This window comes from Frigoribacterium endophyticum (genome assembly GCF_011759585.1).
Lineage (GTDB): Bacteria > Actinomycetota > Actinomycetes > Actinomycetales > Microbacteriaceae > Frigoribacterium > Frigoribacterium endophyticum.
Map to the genome: position 1 here is coordinate 39289 of NZ_JAAOYV010000002.1, position 18632 is coordinate 57920.

Below are 18632 nucleotides of genomic sequence, written 5' to 3' on the forward strand. Positions count from 1 at the left end.
GTCGGAGGCGGGCGGCGCGTCAGCGGCGGGCGGGGTCAGTAGCGGATGGCGTCGATGACCTTGACGCGCACCGCGACGAGGGCCGGCAGGAGCCCGGCGACCGCGCCGATGAGCGTCGCGGAGCCGAGGCCCACGAGGGCCGCGGTGATCGGGAAGGGGGGAAGGTCGTCGACCGCACCCTGAGCGATGAACCCCTGCACGGTGCCGTTCTGCACGACCAGGACGGCCACCACCACGCCCACCACGCCGGCCACGACGGTGCCCGCGACGCTCTCCAGCATCACCGAGAAGAAGACCCGCGGGGCCGTCGCCCCGAACGACCTCCGCACCCCGATCTCGCGGATGCGCTGGCGGACCGTCACCAGGGCGATGTTGACGAGCCCGAGACCGCCGAGCAGCAGCACGAGCACCCCGACTCCGGTGATCGTCAGCTTGATCGGCAGGAAGGGATCGGTGTCGCCGGCGTACGCGGCGTAGTCCGTCCGGCTCACGTCCACCTGGACGTCGTCGCCGAGGGCGGCGGCCAGGTTGCCCTGCACCATCGCGCTCAGCTCGTCGCCCGACCCCGGCGGCAGCCACATCTCGTACTGCGGTGACTCCGGGTAGCCCCCCTGCGAGACCGGCACGAGGTCGAGCTCCTCGGAGGGGAGGAGGAATATCGCGGGCGACTCCCCCTCGTAGAGCGCGGCGGTCACGCCGACGACCACCCCGGTCGCCGAGTCGGCGCCGCGGAGCTGCAGGGTCGGGTGCGACGAGACGGGCGGACGGCCGAGCTGCTCCCACAGGGCCTCGTTCACGACGACCGCGGGCGCCATGCGACGCTCGTCGCCGTCGACGAACCAGGACCCCTCGGCCAGGGCGACGCGGTGCATCTCGCCGTACTCGGGGTCGACGATCTGCGCCGACACGTCGGTGAGCCCGCCCGGCAGCTGCACGGAGCGCGTCGTGTAGAGGGCCTCCGACGCCCAGGTGACGTCGTACCGCGACATCGTCGAGCGGAACTCCCGGTCGACGAGGGCGGGGTCGAGCACCCCGGCGCCCGTCGTGTAGGCGGAGACCGTGTACGTGGCCGGTCGGCCCCCGGACTTCTCCGACGACTCCCGCGTCGACTGCTCGGCCAGGCTGCCGAGGCCGACCACGGCCGTCAGCGCCGCCACGGCGACCGCGACCCCGACGAGGCTGAGCAGCACGCGCAGCTTGTTGACCCGCAGCTCCGACCAGGCCTCGACGAACGCTCCCACGACGCCCGACAGCAGCCCGCTCACGCCGAGGCCCCCGGGGTCCCGGGCACGAGCGCCGACGGGCCGGCGAGCTCGCCGCCCAGCCGGGCCGCCGACAGCACGCCGGCGTCGAGCGCGTAGTGCCGGGCCGCGAGGCCCGCCACCGCGAGGTCGTGCGTGATCGTCACGAGGGCCGCGCCGGTGTCGGACGAGATGTCGTCGAGGAGGCGCATGACCGTCGCGCCCGTCTCGATGTCGAGCGCCCCCGTCGGCTCGTCGGCGAGGATGACGCGGGGGTCGCGCACCAGCGAGCGGGCGATGGCGACGCGCTGCTGCTCGCCCCCGGAGAGACGGTGCGGCATCGAGTCGACCCGGTCGCCGAGCCCGACCTTCTCGAGCATCTCCGCGGCGATCGACCGTCGCCGCCAGAACCGTCGGCCGCGCGCGTAGAGCAGCGGCGTCATGACGTTCTCGAGCGCCGTCCGCCCCTGGAGCAGGTTGAACTGCTGGAAGATGAAGCCGACCTGCTCGCCCCGCAGACGGTCACGCGCCCCCGACCGGAGCCCGCTCACGTCGACGTCGTCGAACGAGTGCGTGCCCGTGGTCGGCGCGTCGATGAGGCCGAGGATGTTCAGCAGGGTCGACTTGCCCGAGCCGGAGCGGCCCACGATGCTCACGTGCTCCCCGGCGTCGACGACGAGGTCGACGCCGCGGAGGATGTCGAGGGCCGCCCCGTCGGCCAGGGGCACCGTCTTGGTCACGCCCTCGAGCCGGATCAGCGGCATCAGCAGAGGACCTCTCCGGTCATCGGGTCGACGCAGCCCTCCTGCGGGGCGACGGCGCCCGGCACGAACTCGAGCACCGTGTCGCCCTCGACGAGGCCGCCCGTCACCTCGACGGCCGTGCCGTCGTTGATGCCGAGCGTGATCTCGCGCTCCTCCTGCGTGCCGTCGGCGCCGACCACGGTCACGACGCCCTTGCCGGCCGCGCCCTCGACGGCGGTGAGCGGGACGGTCAGCACGTCGGTCGCCACGCCGGCGGGGATGGTCAACGTCGTCGCGAGCCCGGCGAACACCGTGACGTCGGCCGGCACGGCGCAGCTCACCGACTGACCGGAGGTGCCGGTCGCGGCGGGGTCGCCGCCGTCGCCCGACGTCGACGGCACCGCGGCGCCGACGCCGCCCACGACGAGCGCCGTGCACGCGAACGGCGCCGGCCCTCCCGGGATCGACGCCGTGCCCTCCGTGGGGCGGCTGACCAGGCGGTACAGCTGGTCGGCGGCCAGCGAGCCCGTGACGTGGAAGGTGGGAGGCGCCACCTTCGCCACCGGGTCGCCCACGGCCACGATCTGGTCCTTGATCACGGGGAGCTCCGTGACGGTGCCGGCCACCGGGGCCGCCACCACGGCGGTCTTGACGACGGGGGCACGCTCGGTGACCGTCCCGTCCGCCGCGACGAGCGCCTCCTGCGGGGTCTCCGAGCGGAGCGTGGCGATCTTGTCGCCCGCCGCGACGACCTGGCCCTTCTCGACGACGACCGTCACGACGGTGCCGGCGAGGGTGGCCGGAGCGACGGACGCGGCGTCGGCCTCGACCGTGGCGTCGACGGTGACGTCGTTCGTGACGGTGCCGACCGCCACGGCGACCTGGGGCTCGACCGCCTCGCCGGTCGGGACGGCGACCGAGCCGGACGCGGCCTCCGGCGCGGCGAAGAACGCGAGCTTGACGAGGGCGACGGCGATCGCGGTGAAGATCAGGATGCGGAGGATCGGGAAGATCCAGGTCTTGGCCACGCGCACGGGCGACTCCCCCTTCGGAGCAACGGACGGAACGTGCTCACCCTAGGAGCGGGGGACGACGGAGGCCTCCGTCGCCGGGATGACTTCCCGGCGGCGGAGGCCCCTCGTTCGTGGCGGCCCCGAGGCCCTACGCGCTGATGACGACCGGCACGATCATCGGGCGCCGGCGGTGCTGCGTGTTGACCCAGCGACCGACCGTGCGGCGGACGACCTGGCTGAACTGGTGCGTGTCCCGCGTGCCGCCCTCGGCGGCCTCGGCCAGGGCCGCGATGATCTTCGGCAGCACCGCGTCGAACACCGAGTCGTCCTCCGCGAAGCCGCGCGACTGGATCTCGGGCCCGACGACGACACGGCCGGTCTGCGCGTCGAGGGCGACGAAGATCGAGATGAAGCCCTCCTCGCTGAGGATCCGCCGGTCTTTCAGGTCGGCGTCGGTGATCTCGCCGACGGTCGAGCCGTCGACGTAGACGTAGCCGAGGTCGAGCTGGCCGACGACGGTGGCCACGCCGTCCTTCAGGTCGACGACGACGCCGTCCTCGCCGAGCACGGTGTTCTGCTCGGGGACGCCGGTGCGGACCGCCAGGGCGGCGTTGGCGTACAGGTGCCGGTGCTCGCCGTGGACCGGCATGACGTTGCGGGGCCGGAGCACGTTGTAGCAGTACAGGAGCTCGCCGGCCGAGGCGTGGCCGGAGACGTGGACCTTCGCGTTGCCCTTGTGCACGACCTTCGCCCCGAGCTTCGTGAGCCCGTCGATCACCCGGTAGACGGCGTTCTCGTTGCCGGGGATCAGGCTCGAGGCGAGGATGACCGTGTCGTCGCGGCCGATCTCGATCTGGTGCTCCATGTTCGCCATGCGCGCCAGGACGGCCATGGGCTCGCCCTGCGAGCCCGTGCTCATGTAGACGATGCGGTCGTCGGGGAGGTCCTTCGCCTTCTTCGCGTCGATCAGCACGCCGTCGGGCACCCTCAGGTAGCCGAGGTCGGCGGCGATGCCCATGTTGCGGACCATCGAGCGCCCCATGAAGGCGACGCGGCGGCCGTTCGCGTGCGCGGCGTCGAGCACCTGCTGGACGCGGTGGACGTGGCTCGAGAAGCTCGCGACGACGACCCGGCGCGGCGCGCGGCGGATGACGTCGTCGAGGACGGGGCCGATGTCGCGCTCGAGCGCCGTGAACCCGGGGACGTCGGCGTTGGTCGAGTCGGGCAGGAAGAGGTCGACGCCCTCCTCGCCCAGCCGGGCGAACGCCCGGAGGTCGGTGATGCGGTCGTCGAGCGGCAGCTGGTCCATCTTGAAGTCGCCCGTGTGGAGCACGAGGCCCGCCGAGGTGCGGATGGCCACGGCGAGGGCGTCGGGGATGGAGTGGTTCACCGCGACGAACTCGAGCTCGAACGGCCCGAGGGTCTCGCGGCCGCCCTCGCGGACGGTCAGCGAGTACGGCGTGATCCTGTGCTCCTTGAGCTTCGCCTCGATCAGCGCGAGGGTCAGCTGCGACCCGATCAGCGGGATGTCGGCGCGGAGGCGGAGCAGGTACGGCACGGCGCCGATGTGGTCCTCGTGGCCGTGCGTCAGCACGATGGCGAGGACGTCGTCGAGGCGGTCCCGCAGCGGCGAGAAGTCGGGAAGGATCAGGTCGACGCCGGGCTGGTGCTCCTCCGGGAAGAGCACGCCGCAGTCGACCACGAGCAGCTTGCCGTCGATCTCGTAGATCGTCATGTTGCGGCCGATCTCACCGAGTCCGCCCACCGGCACGACGCGCAGCGTGCCGGGCTCGAGAGCGGGAGGGTCCTGGATCGTCGGGCTCATCGCGTGGTGCCGTGCACCTTGGGCAGGGCGCCGCCGGCCGCCGCGTTGCGGTCGGGGCGGAAGCGGCTGAGGTCGAGGCCGGGGATCTCGCCGACGTGCGACAGCTCGTCCTCGATCAGGGCGGCCTCGCTGTCCTCCGGGCCGACGAGCGGCAGGCGCACGCGCGGGCTGGAGATGCGGCCGAGGCCGTGCAGGATGTACTTCGCCGCGACCGTGCCGGGCACGTGCGTCATGACGGCGCGCACGAGCGGCTCGAGCATCTGGTGCGCCGCGGTGGCGGTGTGCAGGTCGCCCGCGTTCACGGCGTCGACGATCGTGCGGTACGGCGCGGCGGCGATGTTCGCCGTGACCCCGATCAGGCCGGAGGCGCCGATCGAGAGGTGCGGCAGGACGTTCGCGTCGTCGCCCGAGAAGTACAGGAGGTCGGTCTGGTTGATGACCCGGCTCACCTCGGCGAAGTCGCCCTTGGCGTCCTTCACGGCGACGATGTTCGGGTGCTTCGCGGCCCGCAGCAGCGTCTCGTACTTGATCGGGATGCCCGTGCGGCCGGGGATGTCGTAGAGGATGACCGGCAGGTCGGTCGCGTCGGCGATCATGCGGAAGTGCGTGAGGACGCCCGCCTGCGTGGGCTTGTTGTAGTACGGCGTGACGATCATGACGCCGTCGGCGCCCGCCGCCTCGCTCGCCTTGTAGAGCTGGATGGCGTGCGCGGTCTCGTTCGAGCCGCCGCCCGTGATGATCTTCGCCCGGCCGGCCGACACCGACTTGCCGACCTCGACGAGCCGGAGCTTCTCCGGGTCGGTCAGCGTGCTCGTCTCGCCGGTGGTGCCGGTGACGACGATGCCGTCGGCACCCGCGGTGATGCAGTCGTCGATGTGCTTCTCGGTCGCGGCCCAGTCGACCTCGCCGTCAGCGGTGAACGGGGTGACGAGAGCGACGAGGACCTGCCCGAAGGGGTTGCTGATGTCAGACACGTCGACCAGCGTACTGGCTCGCTCCGTCGGGGCGGGCGTGCAGGAGGCGCGACCGGCGTCGACGACGTCGGCGCGCCTCCCCGAGGTGGCCGGCCCTACGGCGCGACGCGGCCGTTCTTGCCGAACGCCGCGTAGGTGAGGGGCATCAGCTCGGCCCAGAGGTCCTCCATCTTCTCCGCGCACATCTCGATCTCGCGCTGCGGGAACGACGGGAAGTGCGTGCCCTCGCGCTTGGTGCGGAGGCTGAGGAAGTTCATCAGTGAGCGGGCGTTCACCGTGACGTACATCGACGAGTAGATGTTGAGCGGCAGGACGATGCGGGCGACCTCGCGGGCGATGCCCTCGTCGAGCATGCGCTTGTAGGCGGCGTACGCCTCGCGCGACGTGCGCTCGGTCTCCGACCGCACGAGGGCCGACTGCTCGGGCGTGCCGGGCAGGAAGTCGTAGGCGCCGGGCTTGCCGACCTGCTGCAGGTTGCGCGTCTCGGCGGGCACGTAGAAGACCGGGTTGAGCTCGCGGTAGCGACCGCTCTCCTCGTTGTAGCTCGCCATGCGGTGCCGCATGAACTCGCGGAAGACGAAGATCGGCGCCTGGACGTAGAAGGTCATCGAGTTGTGCTCGAACGGCGAGCCGTGGCGGTCGCGCATCAGGTAGTTGATGAGGCCGGCGCCCTTGGTCGCCTGCTCGCCCTCGGCGGAGGCCTGCGCGCCCTCGAGGGTGAGCTCGCCCATCGTCGACACGCGCGCGGCGAACAGCACGTCGCTGTCGTGCGCGCTGGAGCGGACGAGCTCGACGGTCACGTCGGAGCGGAACTCGACGTCGTGCTCGACGGGGTGGTTCTCGGCGGACTGGATCACAGGGTCAACGGCAGCGGCATCAGACACGGCGACGACTCTACCTCCGCAGCCCCTCCCACCGAGCGCCTCCCCGGGCGCCCTCCCGGCCGCCTCGCCCGTGTGCCTCGGGACGACCACCAGGAGGCACGCCTACGCTCTCGGGGAGCACCTCCCTCCCCGCTCCCCCGCACCGTGAAAGCCAGGGCCCCATGACCGACGCACCCCTCACCGTCCTCGTCTCCGGCGCCTCCGGCCTGGTCGGCACCGAGCTCACCCGGCAGCTGCGGGAGGCCGGCCACCGCGTCGTGGCGCTCGTCCGCGGCGAGGCCCGTGACGACGACCAGGTCACCTGGGTGCCCGCCGCCGGCATCGTCGACTACACCGTGCTCGACGGGGCCGACGCCGTCGTGAACCTCAGCGGCGCGAACCTCGGCCGCCTGCCCTGGACCCCGGGCTACAAGAAGGAGATCGTGGCGTCGCGCGTGTCGGCGACCCAGACCCTCGCGCGGGGCATGGCCCGGGCCGAGACGCCGCCGACGGTCTTCCTGAGCGGGTCGGCCGTCGGGATCTACGGCGACCGCCCCGGGGAGCGCCTGACCGAGGAGAGCCCCCGCGGCACCGGCTTCCTCAGCGACGTCGTCGCCGAGTGGGAGGCCGCGACCGCCGAGGCGCCCTCGGGCACGCGCGTCGCCCACCTCCGCACCGGCGTCGTCGTGGGCCCCGGCGGCGCCCTGAAGCCCCTCCTCCCCCTGACCCGCCTCGGCCTCGGCTCGCGCCTCGGCACCGGCGACCAGTTCTGGCCGTGGATCAGCCTGCACGACGAGGCCGCCGCGATCGTGCACCTGCTCACGTCGACCCTGGAGGGGCCCGTGAACCTGGCCGGCCCGACGCCGGCCACGAGCGACGAGCTGACCCGCCGGCTGGCCGGTGACCTCGGGAAGCCCTACGCCCTCACCGTGCCCGAGTTCGTCATCTCCGGCGCCATGCAGGAGGCGGGGCGCGAGATGCTGCTGCCGAGCCAGCAGGTCGTGCCCGCCAAGCTCCTCGCCGACGGCTTCGCCTTCCGTCACCGCACCGTCGACGAGGCCGTCGACGCCCTGGTCTCGACCCTCTGAGAGGGCGGGCGGTCAGCGCGAGGCGGCCGCCGCCTCCCCGCGGAGCTTGATCGACCAGCGCAGGGCCCGCCGGGCCCGCCGGCGGTCGCCGCACGCGTCGTAGGCCAGCCCGAGCCGGAACCAGGAGCGCCAGTCGTCGGGCGACTCCGCCGCCTCCGCCGCCCACCGCGGGAAGGCGGCGTCGGCGGCCTCGCGGTCGTACCGGCCGGAGGCGCGGCGCGGCACGTCGTCGACGGGGAGCTCTCCCGAGGCGGCCAGCTCACGGACCATCTGCTGGGTCCGGGCACCGAAGCGGAGCTCGACGACGAGCGCCCAGGCGCCGAGCAGCGGCAGCACCACGAGGGCGGCGCCGAGGACGACCGCGATCGGCTCGCCCGTCCGGAGGAAGAGGTACGCGCGCTGCGCGACGAGCACGACGTAGAGCAGCAGCAGCAGCGCCATGACGAGCGCGGCGACGCGGCCCTTCATCAGTCGAGGGGCAGCACGCGGTCGAGGCCGACCACGACGCCGCTGACGGTCGGGGCCGCCTCGATCGCGACCAGTAGGCCCTTCTCGTACGCGCTCTGCAACAGCGTGTCGTGGGTCAGCGTCAGGGTCTCCCCCGCGCCTCCCAGGATCACCGACTGCTGGGCGACCACGCCGCGCATCCGCAGGCTGTGCACCGGCACGCTCGCGACCTGCTGGCCGCGGGCGCGCTGGTCGGAGAACGGGGCGGCCACCGGGCCGAGGTCGCGCCGGGCCTCGGCGATGAGCTCGGCGGTGCGGACGGCCGTGCCGGAGGGCGAGTCGACCTTGCCGTCGTGGTGCGACTCGACGATCTCGATCGAGTCGTAGAACCGGGCCGCCATCGTCGCGAACCGCGTGGCCAGCACCGACCCCAGGCTGAAGTTCGGCACGACGAGGACGCCGGGGCCCGCGACGTCGGCGACGATCGTCGACAGCTTCGCGACGCGCTCGGCGCTCCAGCCCGAGGTGCCGACGAGCACGGGGAGGCCGGCCCGGACGACGTGCTCGACGATGCCGGGGCTCACGGCGGGGTGCGTCACGTCGACCACGAGGTCGGCGCCGAGGACGCCGTCGAGGTCGTCGCGCGACGACAGGCCGGCGTGCAGCTCGAGGCCGTCGGTGCGCTCGACGAGGCCGACGATGAACGAGCCGAGCGTGCCCGTGGCCCCGACCACGGCGATGCGGGAAGTCATGGGGACCAACCTACCGGCCGGGGCCGCCGGGGCGACCTAGCATGGTGCCCATGAGCAGGTTCCGCCCCGTCGACGTCACGGCGCCCGTCGCCGCCGAGCTGCTGACCGCCTACTTCGCCGAGCGGGCCCGCACCTTCCCCGGCGGGCCGGCGGCCTACGTGGCCACGCTCCCCGACCCGGCCGCGTTCACGCCGCCCGCCGGCGTCTTCGTCGTCGCCGAGGAGGACGCCGGCGCGGCGCCGGGCCCCGACGAGTCGGCGTCGCTCGGCTGCGGCGGCGTCCGCGCCGTGGCTCCGGGGCCCGGCGGCGAGGTGCGCTTCGAGGTCAAGCACCTCTTCGTCTCCCCCGCCGGGCGGGGCCGGGGGCTCGGCCGGGCGCTGCTCGACGAGCTGGAGCGCCGGGCGCGCGACCTCGGTGCGGACGAGCTCGTGCTCGACACGAACGACAGCCTCGCGGCCGCGGGCGGCCTCTACCGCTCGTCGGGCTACGAGCGGATCGAGCCCTACAACGCCAACCCGAACGCGACGGCCTGGTACCGCAAGGCCCTGGGCCGCACGGCTCCTCCCCGCTAGATCGGCTGTTCGACCGGGAGGCCGGTGCGCAGCTCGACCGGAAGGTGCCCGAGGTCGTTGTGGGTGACGAGCTCCGGCGGCTTCGCCGAGCGGACGCGGATGATCGTCAGGCCGGCGTTGGCCTGGTTGACGCCCATCCAGCGCCAGTCCGGAGCCCCGAACACCTCGCGGACGAACCACCCGATCACGAAGTTGTGCGTGATGAGGAGGTCGTGGCGGTCCTCGCGGGCCGGGGTCAGCCACTCGGAGACGGCGTCGGCCATCTGCGCCTGCCCCGCCTCGACCTCCTCGTCGGTCACCCCGCCGAAGAACGGCTTGTAGGCCGCGGGCATGTCGGGCGTCGGGCCGGACGGCACGCAGTCGAAGAGCAGCGTCGAGGGCTGCGACTCGAGGGCCGGGAGCCGCTCGGTCATGATGCGGGCCGTCTCGGCGGCGCGCTCCAGCGGCGAGTGCCACGCGGCGTCGAACGGCACGCCGCCGAGGCGCTCGGCGATCAGGCGCGCCTGGCGCTTGCCCCGCTCGGAGAGCGGTCCGTCGGGCAGCCCGTGCTCGGCGTCCTGCTGTTCGCCGTGCCGGACGAGGTAGAGGTAGTGGGACACCGTCGTCTCCTGGTTCATGGGGTGGTGGCGGGCGGGCCGGGTGCGTCGGGCGCGCTCGGCACGGCGAGGTCGGCAGCGTCGAGGTCGCCGACGACGACCGTCGACAGAGCTCCGCCGCGCAGTGCACCGGCGAGCTCGCGGACGTCGTCGGTGGTGACGCGCGCGATGCGGTCGAGCGAGGCGTCGAGGTCGACGAACTCGCCGAGCGACAGCTCGGCGCGGCCGAGCCGGTTCATGCGCGTGTCGCTGTCCTCCAGCGCGAGGGCGGCGGCGCCGCCGAGCTGGCCGACCGCGCGACGGTGCTCGTCGTCGGTGATGCCCTCGTCGGCGAGGCGGTCGAGCTCGTCGAGCATCAGGCGCGACACCCGACCGGCGTTGGACGGCGTGCAGCCGGAGTAGAGGCCGAAGACCCCGGCGTCGGAGTAGCTCGACGCGAACGAGTAGACCGAGTACGCGAGGCCGCGACGCTCGCGGACCTCCTGGAAGAGGCGCGACGACATGCCCCCGCCCAGCACGGAGTTGAGCACGGCGAGCGACGAGCGACGCTCGTCGGCCGCGGAGATGCCCGGCAGGCCGAGCAGGACGGTGGCCTGCTCGAGGGGGCGCCGCACGATCGTGACGGGCTCGGCCGGCGTCGGCACCACGGCGGTGGTCGACCGCCGGGCCACGGGCGACGCGGCCTCCGTCGACCAGTCGGACCGGTCGAGGGCGGCCGTGAGGCGCTCGACGAGGTGGTCGTGCTCGACGGCGCCGGCGACGGTGACGACGAGGTCGCGGGGCCGGTAGTTCTCGCGCCAGTGGCGGTGCACGTCGTCGCGCGACGCGGCGCGGATGCTCTCGGGGGTGCCGCCGATGGGGCGGCCCAGGGGGTGGTCGCCGAAGACCGACTCGAAGAGGCGCTCGCCCGCGACGTCGGCCGGGTCGTCGTCGGCCATCGCCAGCTCCTCGAGGATGACCCCGCGCTCGGTCTCGAACTCGACGGGGTCGAGCGACGCCGACGTCAGCATGTCGGCCAGCACGTCGACGGCGTCGTCGAGGTCGACGTCGCGGACGCGGGCGTAGTAGCAGGTGTACTCCTTGGCGGTCGCGGCGTTGTGCTCGCCGCCGACCGACTCGAAGGCCACCGCGATGTCGAGGGCGGACCTCGTCGTCGTGCCCTTGAAGAGCAGGTGCTCGAGGAAGTGGGTCGAGCCCCGCTCGCCCTCCTGCTCGTCACGCGAGCCCACCGCGACCCAGAAGCCCACCGTGGCGCTGCGCGCGCCCGGCATGCGCTCGCTGAGGATGCGCACCCCCGTCGGCAGGACGCTGCGGCGGACGAGGGCGTCGCCCGTCGCGACGAAGGAGAGCTCGACCGCGTCGAGGGGCAGGGAGACAGGACCGGTCATCAGAGCGAGCCTACGGGATGCCCTCCGGCGCCGTCACCCGAACTGGGGGACGTGGATGTGGACAAACAGACGAGTCCGTCTGTCCTCATCGATGCTACAGTGATGTCACCGACGGCGGCACCACCCCCCTGATCAGTCGTCGTCGGCGGCTGTGGACGTCCTGGAGGTCCCGAGCACGCGTTCCCCCGACGCGGCTCGAGCCACCGAGTCCCAAGGAGCCACGCTGTGACGGTCGATTCCCCCCAACCGGCCGTCCAGCGTCTCCCTGGGCGTCCCCGCGCCGACCAGACCACGCCCGGCGCCCGCGCCCGCGTGCTGACGACGGCCGACCGCCTCTTCTCCGACGAGGGCATCCGCGTCGTGGGCGTCGATCGCCTCATCGCCGAGTCGAGCGTCACCAAGGCCACGTTCTACAAGCACTTCGGCGCGAAGGACACCCTCGTGCTCGAGTACCTCGCCGGTCGCCACGAGCGCGACGTCGAGGCCCTCGCCGCCCTCGTCGAGGATCACCCGGACGGCGCGGAGCGCATCCGAGCCCTGCTGGAGTCGGTGGTCGCGCAGCTGCAGGCCCCCGGCTACCGGGGCTCCCCCTGGGCCAACGCCGCCTCCGAGTTCAGCGACCCGACCCACGCCGTCCGCGCCAGCATCGCCGAGCACCGCGAGTGGCAGACGGACGCCCTCGTCGACCTCTTCAAGGACGCCGCGCACCCGATGCCCGGCGACGCGGCGGACGACCTCCTGCTCGCGTGGGACGGCGCACAGATCGGCGCCTACGCCGGCGACGCCATCGCGGCCGCCGCCTCCCTGCGCCGCACCGTCGAGCGCCTCCTCAGCGCCTGACGCGAGACACCTGACCCGCTCCGCACCGGAGCGGGCACCTCAGGCCGAGGCTCGGTCGAGCTCCAGCACCTGGGTGCGCGTGAGTCGGACCTGAGCCGCCTGGGCGAGCTCGGCGACCTGAGCGGCGCTCGTGGCGCTCGCCACCGGTGCGACCACGTTCGGCTTCGCGAGCAGCCACGCCAGTGAGATGGCGGCCGGCGACACGTCGTGCACCGCCGCGACCCGGTCGAGCTCGGCGAGGACCCGCAGGCCCTTCTTCGTCAGGTGACGCGAGACGTCCTTCCCGCGACGGGTGCGCGAGACGTCGGCCCGGGTGCGGTACTTGCCGGTCAGGAACCCGCTCGCCAGGGCGAAGCGCGGCATCACGGCCAGCCCGAGCTGCGCGGCGACCTTCGAGAGCCCGCCCTCGTACTCGGTGCGGTTCATGAGGTTGTACTGGTTCTGCAGGGCCACCATCGGGGCCACCCCGAGCATGCCCGCGGCGATGCGCGCCTCGTAGAGACGGTTGCCCGAGTGGTGGGCTCCCCCGAACCAGCGGACCTTGCCGGCCCGGATGAGGTGGTCGACGGCGAGCAGCGTGCGCTCGAACGCCACCTCGGTGTCGTCGACGTGCAGGTACAGGAGGTCGACGTGGTCGGTGCCGAGTCGTTCGAGCGACGCCTCGACGGCCCGCTCGACCGCCCGCGGGGTGAGCCCGGGGTGATCGGCGCTCTTGCCGATCTTCGTCGACAGCACGACGTCGTCGCGGGAGCGGCGACGCTTCATCCACGAGCCGATCATGATCTCGCTTCGACCGCCCGCGTACGAGTCGGCCGTGTCGACGAAGTTGCCGCCGAGGTCGTAGTACGCGTCGAGCACCGCCTCGGTCTCGGTCTGGTCGGCCGTCCAGCCGAAGACGTTGCCGCCGATCGCCATGGGGAAGACGCGGAGGTCGGACGTGCCGAGGCGGCGTCGCGGCTGGATGACGCCGAGGTCGACGGGGACGGTCGCGTCGGTGACGGACGAGCGCCGCGGGGGGCGGGCGGGGGCGGCACGGGGAGCCTCGGCACCGGTGGCGCGCGCCGTGGTCTCGCTCACTCGCGTCACCCCTCCGAGGCTGGTCTGGCGGCTCTCGTCGGGCACCGACGACAGGACCCCGCCGACCGTGGCGACCATCGGTCACGGCGAGCTGGATCGGGCCCTCACGTCGAGACTACGGGCCGGAGCGGTGCTCGGCACGCCGCCGCACCCGATCGTTACGAGAACATCCCTCAGATTCTCGGGGGGCGCCTCCTCGGGGCCTCAGGAGGCACGGCAGCACCGCCTGTCACACCCCTCCGGGGCACTCTCGGCGCCCCCGGGGACGACGAAGCCCGCCCCCGACCGAGGTCGGGGGCGGGCCGTGTCTGACGGTCAGCGACTAGCCGAGGTCGACCGACGCGTCGTCGCTCTCGCCGGCAGCGCCGCTCGAGTCGGTGTCGGCCTCGTCGGCCACGACCGGAGCGAGCGACAGCTTGCCGCGGTCGTCGATCTTCGTGATCTCGACGAGGATCTTCTGGCCGACCCCGAGCACGTCCTCGACGTTCTCGACGCGCTTGCCGCCGGCCAGCTTGCGGACCTCGCTGATGTGCAGCAGGCCGTCCTTGCCGGGGAGGAGCGAGACGAAGGCGCCGAACGACGCGATCTTGACGACCGTGCCGAGGAACTGCTCGCCCACCTCGGGGTTGGTCGGGTTCGCGATGGCGTTGACCTGGGCGCGGGCTGCCTCGGCCGAGGGGCCGTCGACGGCGCCGATGTAGACGGTGCCGTCCTCCTCGATGGAGATGTCGGCGCCGGTCTCGTCCTGGATCGCGTTGATCGTCTTGCCCTTCGGGCCGATCAGCTCGCCGATCTTGTCCTGCGGGATCTGGACCGAGATCACGCGGGGCGCGGTCGGGGCCATCTCGTCGGGCGCGTCGATCGCCGAGGTGAGCACGCTGAGGATGGCGGTGCGCGCCTCCTTGGCCTGCTTCAGGGCGGCGTCGAGCACGGCGGTCGGCAGACCGTCGAGCTTCGTGTCGAGCTGGATGGCCGTGACGAACTCGCTCGTGCCGGCGACCTTGAAGTCCATGTCGCCGAGGGCGTCCTCCGCACCGAGGATGTCGGTGAGGGCCGCGTAGCGGGTCTGACCGTCGACCTCGTCGGAGACGAGGCCCATGGCGATGCCCGCGACGGGGGCGCGCAGCGGGACGCCGGCGTTGAGGAGCGACAGCGTCGAGGCGCAGACGGAGCCCATCGACGTCGAGCCGTTGGAGCCGAGGGCCTCGGACACCTGACGGATCGCGTAGGGGAACTCCTCGCGGCTGGGCAGCACCGGCACGAGGGCGCGCTCGGCGAGGAAGCCGTGCCCGATCTCGCGACGCTTCGGCGACCCGACTCGGCCGGTCTCACCGGTCGAGTAGGGCGGGAAGTTGTAGTGGTGCAGGTAGCGCTTCTTCGTGACCGGGCTCAGCGAGTCGATCTGCTGCTCCATCTTGAGCATGTTCAGCGTGGTGACGCCCAGGATCTGGGTCTCGCCGCGCTGGAAGATGGCGGAGCCGTGGACGCGCGGGATGACCTGGACCTCGGCGTCGAGCGGACGGATGTCGGCCAGGCCGCGGCCGTCCATGCGGACCTGCTCGGTGAGGATGCGGTCGCGGACGACCTTCTTGGTGGCCGTCTTGTAGGCGGCGGAGACCTGGCCGAGGGCGGACTCGGGCAGCGCGCCCGACTCGACCTTCGCCGCGACGGCGTCCTTGACCTTGCCCTTGAGCACGTCGTCGGCGTCCTGGCGCTCGATCTTGCCGGCGATCTTGTAGACCTCGGAGAGCTCGGAGCCGGCGGCCTCGGTGACCGCGGCGAGGACCTCGTCGGTGTAGGGCAGGAAGACCGGGTAGTCGGCGATCTCCTTGAAGGCCTGCGCGGCCATCGCGGACTGCGCGTCGACCAGCTGCTTCAGGAAGGGCTTGGCGGCCTCGAGGCCCTGGGCCACGACGGCCTCGTCGGGCTTGGTGGCGCCGCCCTGGATGAGGCCCCAGGCGTGCTCGGTGGCCTCGGCCTCGACCATCATGATCGCGACGTCCTCGTTGCCGGCGGCGTCGGTGACGACGCGGCCCGCGACGGTCAGGTCGAAGACGGCCTCGGCCAGCTGCGAGGCCTTGGGGAAGGCCACCCACTGGTCGCCGATGAGGGCGAGGCGGACACCGGCGATCGGGCCGGAGAAGGGCAGGCCCGAGATCTGGGTGGAGGCGCTGGCCGCGTTGATGGCCAGGGCGTCGTAGAACTCGTCGGGCGCGATGCTCAGGACGGTGATGACGACCTGGACCTCGTTGCGCAGGCCCTCGACGAAGGAGGGGCGCAGGGGCCGGTCGATGAGGCGGCAGACGAGGATGGCCTCGGTGGAGGGGCGGCCCTCGCGACGGAAGAACGAGCCGGGGATCTTGCCCGCGGCGTACGAGCGCTCCTCGACGTCGATGGTGAGGGGGAAGAAGTCGAAGTTGTCCTTCGGCTTCTTGCTGGCGCTCGTGGCGGACAGCAGCATGGTGTCGTCGTCGAGGTAGGCGGCGACGGCTCCCTGGGCCTGCTGGGCGAGACGACCGGTCTCGAATCGGATGGTGCGCTTGCCGAACTTGCCGTTGTCGAGGACGGCTTCGCCGAACTTGATCTCTGGACCCTCCATGTGGGGGCTACTCCTCTTTGTTTTGCATCGACGCCCCGTGTGGGCATCGATGTGCATCCGGAGCGGGCGGGGCGGCGGGCACGAAGGACGTGCACGGACGACGGCGCGGTGCGCCGGTCGTTCGTCTGGCCATCAGTGGGAACGGTCGGAGCCCTCTGCCCGACCGGCGCTGACGAGCGCCGGGACCGGGGCGGGATCCGCCTGTCACCACCGGTGACCAGCAGCCGAGACCGGCCTGCTCCGTGCGCGATCCTAGCACCGGGGCCTCCGCGGGCCGGGAGGCGGGCGGGCGCCGCGGCTAAGGTCGACGCGTGACCCCGACCGCCCCCTCCCGCCGACCCGGCCGTGCCGCCCGCCGGGCGAGCCTCGTGGTCGCGACCACCGCCTCCCTCGCCCTCGTGCTGTCGACCCTGGCCGGGGCGGGCCCCGCGTCGGCGGCCGACGCCCCCAGCTGGGCCGACGTCGAGGCCGCACGGGGCGACGCTGCAGCGACCCAGGCGCAGGTCGTCGCCGTCACGGCGGCGCTCGACGGGCTCGAGCGGACCGCCGCCGCACGGGGCGACGCCGCGGTGGCGGCGACCGCGACCAGCGCGGAGGCCGCCGCGCAGGAGGCCGCCGCCGGCACCCGGGCCGACCGCCTGCAGGCCGACGCCGACGCGGCGGTGGCCGCCGAGCAGGCGGCCCACGAGCAGGCGGGCCAGCTCGCCGCGCGGCTCTCGCGGGTCGGCGGGCCCCAGGCGCCGTCCACGGAGCTGCTCGTCGCCACGGACCCGGACCAGGTGCTGTACCAGCTGGGGGCGCTCACCCAGCTCGGCGACCGGTGGCGCGGGGTCCTCGCCGAGGCGACGACGACGAGCGGCACGGTCGCCTCGCTGACCGCGCAGGCCCAGGTCGCCCGTGCCGAGGAGTCGCGGCTCGCCGACGAGGCCGCCGACCGGGCCGCCGACGCGACGGCCGCGCAGGCCGCCGCCGACACGGCGGTCGCGACGGCCACGACGCAGTCCGACCAGCTGTACGCCCAGCTCGCGACGCTCAACGACACCTCGGCCGAGGTCGAGCGGCAGTACCGACAGGGCGAGGCCGAGAAGGCCGCGATCGCGGAGCAGGCGCGGGCGGCGGAGGCGGCGGCAGCGGCGGAGGCGGCGGCGGCAGCGACGGCCGCCCGGACGGCCGCACCGGCCTCGGGCTCGGCGGCGTCCGGGTCACGCCCGGCGCCAGCTCCTGCCCCTGCTCCTGCGCCCGCCCCTGCCCCGGCCCCGGCGCCCGGGGGCTCGACGGCTCCCCCGTCCGGCGCGGTGAACGACCCGGCCGGCGCGAAGGCCTACGCCGCGAGCCAGGTCGGCACCGGTGCCGAGTACTCCTGCCTCGTCCAGCTCTGGAACAAGGAGTCGGGGTGGCGGACCACCGCCACGAACCCCTCCGGAGGCGCGTACGGGATCCCGCAGGCCCTCCCCGGCTCCAAGATGGCCAGCGCCGGCCTCGACTGGCAGACGAACTACCGCACCCAGGTCGACTGGGGCCTCAGCTACATCCACGGCCGGTACGGCACCATGTGCGCGGCCTGGGCGCACTCCGTCGCGAACAACTGGTACTGACCGCACGGCGAGCGGTCACGAAGCGCTGCTCCCCCGACGGGGACGAAGCAGGTCGTGGCCACTCGCCGCCCACGAACGAGGACGGCCCCCCTCCTGCGTGCAGGAGGGGGGCCGTCGTCGAGACGTGCGGTCGACTAGCGACGGAGACCGAGGCGACCGATCAGCGTGCGGTAGCGCTCGATGTCGACCTTGGACAGGTAGCCCAGGAGACGACGGCGCTGGCCGACGAGGAGGAGGAGGCCACGACGCGAGTGGTGGTCGTGCTTGTGCTCCTTGAGGTGCTCGGTCAGGTCGAGGATGCGCTGCGTCATCACGGCGACCTGGACCTCGGGGGATCCGGTGTCGCCGGGGTGCGTCGCGTACTCTTCGATGATCGCAGTCTTGACTTCGGGTGCAAGGGCCATGTCTGGGATCCCCTTCCTCTTCGTTGCGCGGCGCCCGTCACAGGATGTGCAGGCTCTCTTGATCCGCGGCCGTTCTGACGGCAACCTGAGGAGCCTACCAGGCCGGGCTCTGCCGCGGCGACCGGCCGCGGCGACGCGACCGGCGACTCCTCGGCAGGACGAGGCCGACGAAGGCCGCGCCGATCGCGGCGCCGAGGGTGTTCATCACGAGGTCCTGCGGGTCGGCGAAGCGCGTCGCCGACAGCACCGTCGCCTGGTACGACTCGATGGCCACGGTCGCGACGAGGCCGACCACGACGCCGACCCACCACGCCCACTTCGGCAGCAGCAGCGCCGGGAACATGCCCATCGGCACGAACATGGCGACGTTCGCGGCCGCCTCGACCCGGGCGAAGGTGATCCAGTCGGTCTCCTCGTGCCGGGCGGCGAGGTCGAGCACCCGCCAGAGCAGCTCGGAGGTGCCGTCGCCGTAGACGGTGGGTCGGAGGGTCATCCAGGCGACCCCGGCGAGGTACGCGAGGGTGGCGAGGAGGAGGACGGCGCGGCGCATCCCTCCATGGTGGGGCACGGCCGGCCGCGACAGCTGCCGGGCGGCCCAGGTTCATCCCTCGGACG

Annotated in this window: 18 protein-coding genes; 4 read left to right on the forward strand and 14 right to left on the reverse strand. The window is 73.1% G+C overall.

Going from position 1 to position 18632, the window contains the following annotated elements; all coding sequences use genetic code 11:
- Positions 1 to 35: 35 nt before the first annotated feature.
- From FHR77_RS07510 to thyX, 6 genes are all read right to left on the reverse strand, one after another.
- Positions 36 to 1265 (reverse strand): ABC transporter permease, encoded by a 1230-nt coding sequence (locus FHR77_RS07510; RefSeq protein WP_167259546.1) that lies wholly within the window; start codon positions 1263 to 1265, stop codon positions 36 to 38.
- Entirely contained in the window at positions 1262 to 2005 is a 744-nt protein-coding gene (locus FHR77_RS07515) for an ABC transporter ATP-binding protein (RefSeq protein WP_167259547.1), read from the reverse strand. Before FHR77_RS07515 ends, FHR77_RS07510 begins: the two co-directional genes overlap by 4 nt.
- Positions 2005 to 3018, reverse strand: coding sequence for a permuted SH3 domain-containing protein (locus FHR77_RS07520; RefSeq protein ID WP_167259548.1), 1014 nt, complete (start codon positions 3016 to 3018; stop codon positions 2005 to 2007). The genes FHR77_RS07515 and FHR77_RS07520 overlap by 1 nt, the downstream gene beginning before the upstream one ends.
- Before the next feature lie 127 nt (positions 3019 to 3145).
- Positions 3146 to 4822: a ribonuclease J gene (locus FHR77_RS07525; RefSeq protein WP_167259549.1), complete on the reverse strand. Its 1677-nt coding sequence runs from the start codon at positions 4820 to 4822 to the stop codon at positions 3146 to 3148.
- Positions 4819 to 5796, reverse strand: a complete 978-nt coding sequence (gene dapA, locus FHR77_RS07530; protein ID WP_056056233.1) for a 4-hydroxy-tetrahydrodipicolinate synthase — start codon at positions 5794 to 5796, stop codon at positions 4819 to 4821. The genes FHR77_RS07525 and dapA overlap by 4 nt, the downstream gene beginning before the upstream one ends.
- Positions 5797 to 5891: 95 nt before the next feature.
- Complete coding sequence (thyX, locus tag FHR77_RS07535) at positions 5892 to 6650, reverse strand: FAD-dependent thymidylate synthase (RefSeq protein ID WP_056058756.1); 759 nt, start codon at positions 6648 to 6650, stop codon at positions 5892 to 5894.
- 191 nt (positions 6651 to 6841) lie between these two features.
- On the opposite strand from thyX, the gene FHR77_RS07540 reads away from it, so the two are divergent.
- On the forward strand, positions 6842 to 7747 hold the full coding sequence (locus tag FHR77_RS07540; protein ID WP_167259550.1) for a TIGR01777 family oxidoreductase: 906 nt from the start codon (positions 6842 to 6844) through the stop codon (positions 7745 to 7747).
- A 12-nt stretch (positions 7748 to 7759) separates the two neighbouring features.
- On the opposite strand, the gene FHR77_RS07545 is transcribed toward FHR77_RS07540, so the two are convergent.
- Positions 7760 to 8215: a hypothetical protein gene (locus FHR77_RS07545; RefSeq protein ID WP_167259551.1), complete on the reverse strand. Its 456-nt coding sequence runs from the start codon at positions 8213 to 8215 to the stop codon at positions 7760 to 7762.
- Positions 8215 to 8946, reverse strand: coding sequence for a 4-hydroxy-tetrahydrodipicolinate reductase (gene dapB / locus FHR77_RS07550; protein WP_167259552.1), 732 nt, complete (start codon positions 8944 to 8946; stop codon positions 8215 to 8217). The genes FHR77_RS07545 and dapB overlap by 1 nt, the downstream gene beginning before the upstream one ends.
- 50 nt (positions 8947 to 8996) lie before the next feature.
- Here dapB and FHR77_RS07555 point away from each other — a divergent pair, with 50 nt between their 5' ends.
- Entirely contained in the window at positions 8997 to 9518 is a 522-nt protein-coding gene (locus tag FHR77_RS07555; RefSeq protein ID WP_167259553.1) for a GNAT family N-acetyltransferase, read from the forward strand.
- Here FHR77_RS07555 and FHR77_RS07560 read toward each other — a convergent pair.
- Both FHR77_RS07560 and FHR77_RS07565 read right to left on the reverse strand, forming a co-directional pair.
- Positions 9515 to 10117: a histidine phosphatase family protein gene (locus tag FHR77_RS07560; protein WP_056058759.1), complete on the reverse strand. Its 603-nt coding sequence runs from the start codon at positions 10115 to 10117 to the stop codon at positions 9515 to 9517. The genes FHR77_RS07555 and FHR77_RS07560 overlap by 4 nt on opposite strands.
- A 14-nt stretch (positions 10118 to 10131) precedes the next feature.
- Entirely contained in the window at positions 10132 to 11502 is a 1371-nt protein-coding gene (locus FHR77_RS07565) for a M16 family metallopeptidase (RefSeq protein ID WP_167259554.1), read from the reverse strand.
- Positions 11503 to 11727: 225 nt separating this feature from the next.
- Here FHR77_RS07565 and FHR77_RS07570 point away from each other — a divergent pair, with 225 nt between their 5' ends.
- Positions 11728 to 12342 carry a TetR family transcriptional regulator gene (locus FHR77_RS07570; protein ID WP_167259555.1) on the forward strand — a complete coding sequence of 205 codons (615 nt, stop codon included), beginning with the start codon at positions 11728 to 11730 and terminating at the stop codon, positions 12340 to 12342.
- A 39-nt stretch (positions 12343 to 12381) separates the two neighbouring features.
- Here FHR77_RS07570 and FHR77_RS07575 read toward each other — a convergent pair whose 3' ends face one another.
- Positions 12382 to 13419: an aldo/keto reductase gene (locus FHR77_RS07575; RefSeq protein ID WP_235491232.1), complete on the reverse strand. Its 1038-nt coding sequence runs from the start codon at positions 13417 to 13419 to the stop codon at positions 12382 to 12384.
- Positions 13420 to 13741: 322 nt separating this feature from the next.
- Complete coding sequence (locus FHR77_RS07580) at positions 13742 to 16018, reverse strand: polyribonucleotide nucleotidyltransferase (protein ID WP_056056250.1); 2277 nt, start codon at positions 16016 to 16018, stop codon at positions 13742 to 13744.
- Between the two features lie 311 nt (positions 16019 to 16329).
- On the opposite strand from FHR77_RS07580, the gene FHR77_RS15595 reads away from it, so the two are divergent.
- Complete coding sequence (locus FHR77_RS15595; protein ID WP_208380746.1) at positions 16330 to 17613, forward strand: aggregation-promoting factor C-terminal-like domain-containing protein; 1284 nt, start codon at positions 16330 to 16332, stop codon at positions 17611 to 17613.
- 134 nt (positions 17614 to 17747) lie between these two features.
- Here FHR77_RS15595 and rpsO read toward each other — a convergent pair whose 3' ends face one another.
- Together rpsO and FHR77_RS07595 are read right to left on the reverse strand one after the other, a co-directional pair.
- Positions 17748 to 18017 carry a 30S ribosomal protein S15 gene (rpsO, locus tag FHR77_RS07590; RefSeq protein WP_056056254.1) on the reverse strand — a complete coding sequence of 90 codons (270 nt, stop codon included), beginning with the start codon at positions 18015 to 18017 and terminating at the stop codon, positions 17748 to 17750.
- A gap of 94 nt (positions 18018 to 18111) precedes the next feature.
- Positions 18112 to 18567, reverse strand: a complete 456-nt coding sequence (locus FHR77_RS07595) for a VanZ family protein (protein WP_167259556.1) — start codon at positions 18565 to 18567, stop codon at positions 18112 to 18114.
- Positions 18568 to 18632: the final 65 nt, after the last annotated feature.

Excerpts from the sequence above, each read along its gene's own strand:
- FHR77_RS07515 (WP_167259547.1), bottom strand. The coding sequence starts at position 2,005 with ATGCCGCTGATCCGGCTCGAGGGCGTGACCAAGACGGTGCCCCTGGCC.
- FHR77_RS07525 (WP_167259549.1), bottom strand. The coding sequence starts at position 4,822 with ATGAGCCCGACGATCCAGGACCCTCCCGCTCTCGAGCCCGGCACGCTG.
- FHR77_RS07540 (WP_167259550.1), top strand. The coding sequence starts at position 6,842 with ATGACCGACGCACCCCTCACCGTCCTCGTCTCCGGCGCCTCCGGCCTG.
- FHR77_RS07545 (WP_167259551.1), bottom strand. The coding sequence starts at position 8,215 with ATGAAGGGCCGCGTCGCCGCGCTCGTCATGGCGCTGCTGCTGCTGCTC.
- dapB (WP_167259552.1), bottom strand. The coding sequence starts at position 8,946 with ATGACTTCCCGCATCGCCGTGGTCGGGGCCACGGGCACGCTCGGCTCG.
- FHR77_RS07555 (WP_167259553.1), top strand. The coding sequence starts at position 8,997 with ATGAGCAGGTTCCGCCCCGTCGACGTCACGGCGCCCGTCGCCGCCGAG.
- FHR77_RS07565 (WP_167259554.1), bottom strand. The coding sequence starts at position 11,502 with ATGACCGGTCCTGTCTCCCTGCCCCTCGACGCGGTCGAGCTCTCCTTC.
- FHR77_RS07580 (WP_056056250.1), bottom strand. The coding sequence starts at position 16,018 with ATGGAGGGTCCAGAGATCAAGTTCGGCGAAGCCGTCCTCGACAACGGC.
- rpsO (WP_056056254.1), bottom strand. The coding sequence starts at position 18,017 with ATGGCCCTTGCACCCGAAGTCAAGACTGCGATCATCGAAGAGTACGCG.
- FHR77_RS07595 (WP_167259556.1), bottom strand. The coding sequence starts at position 18,567 with ATGCGCCGCGCCGTCCTCCTCCTCGCCACCCTCGCGTACCTCGCCGGG.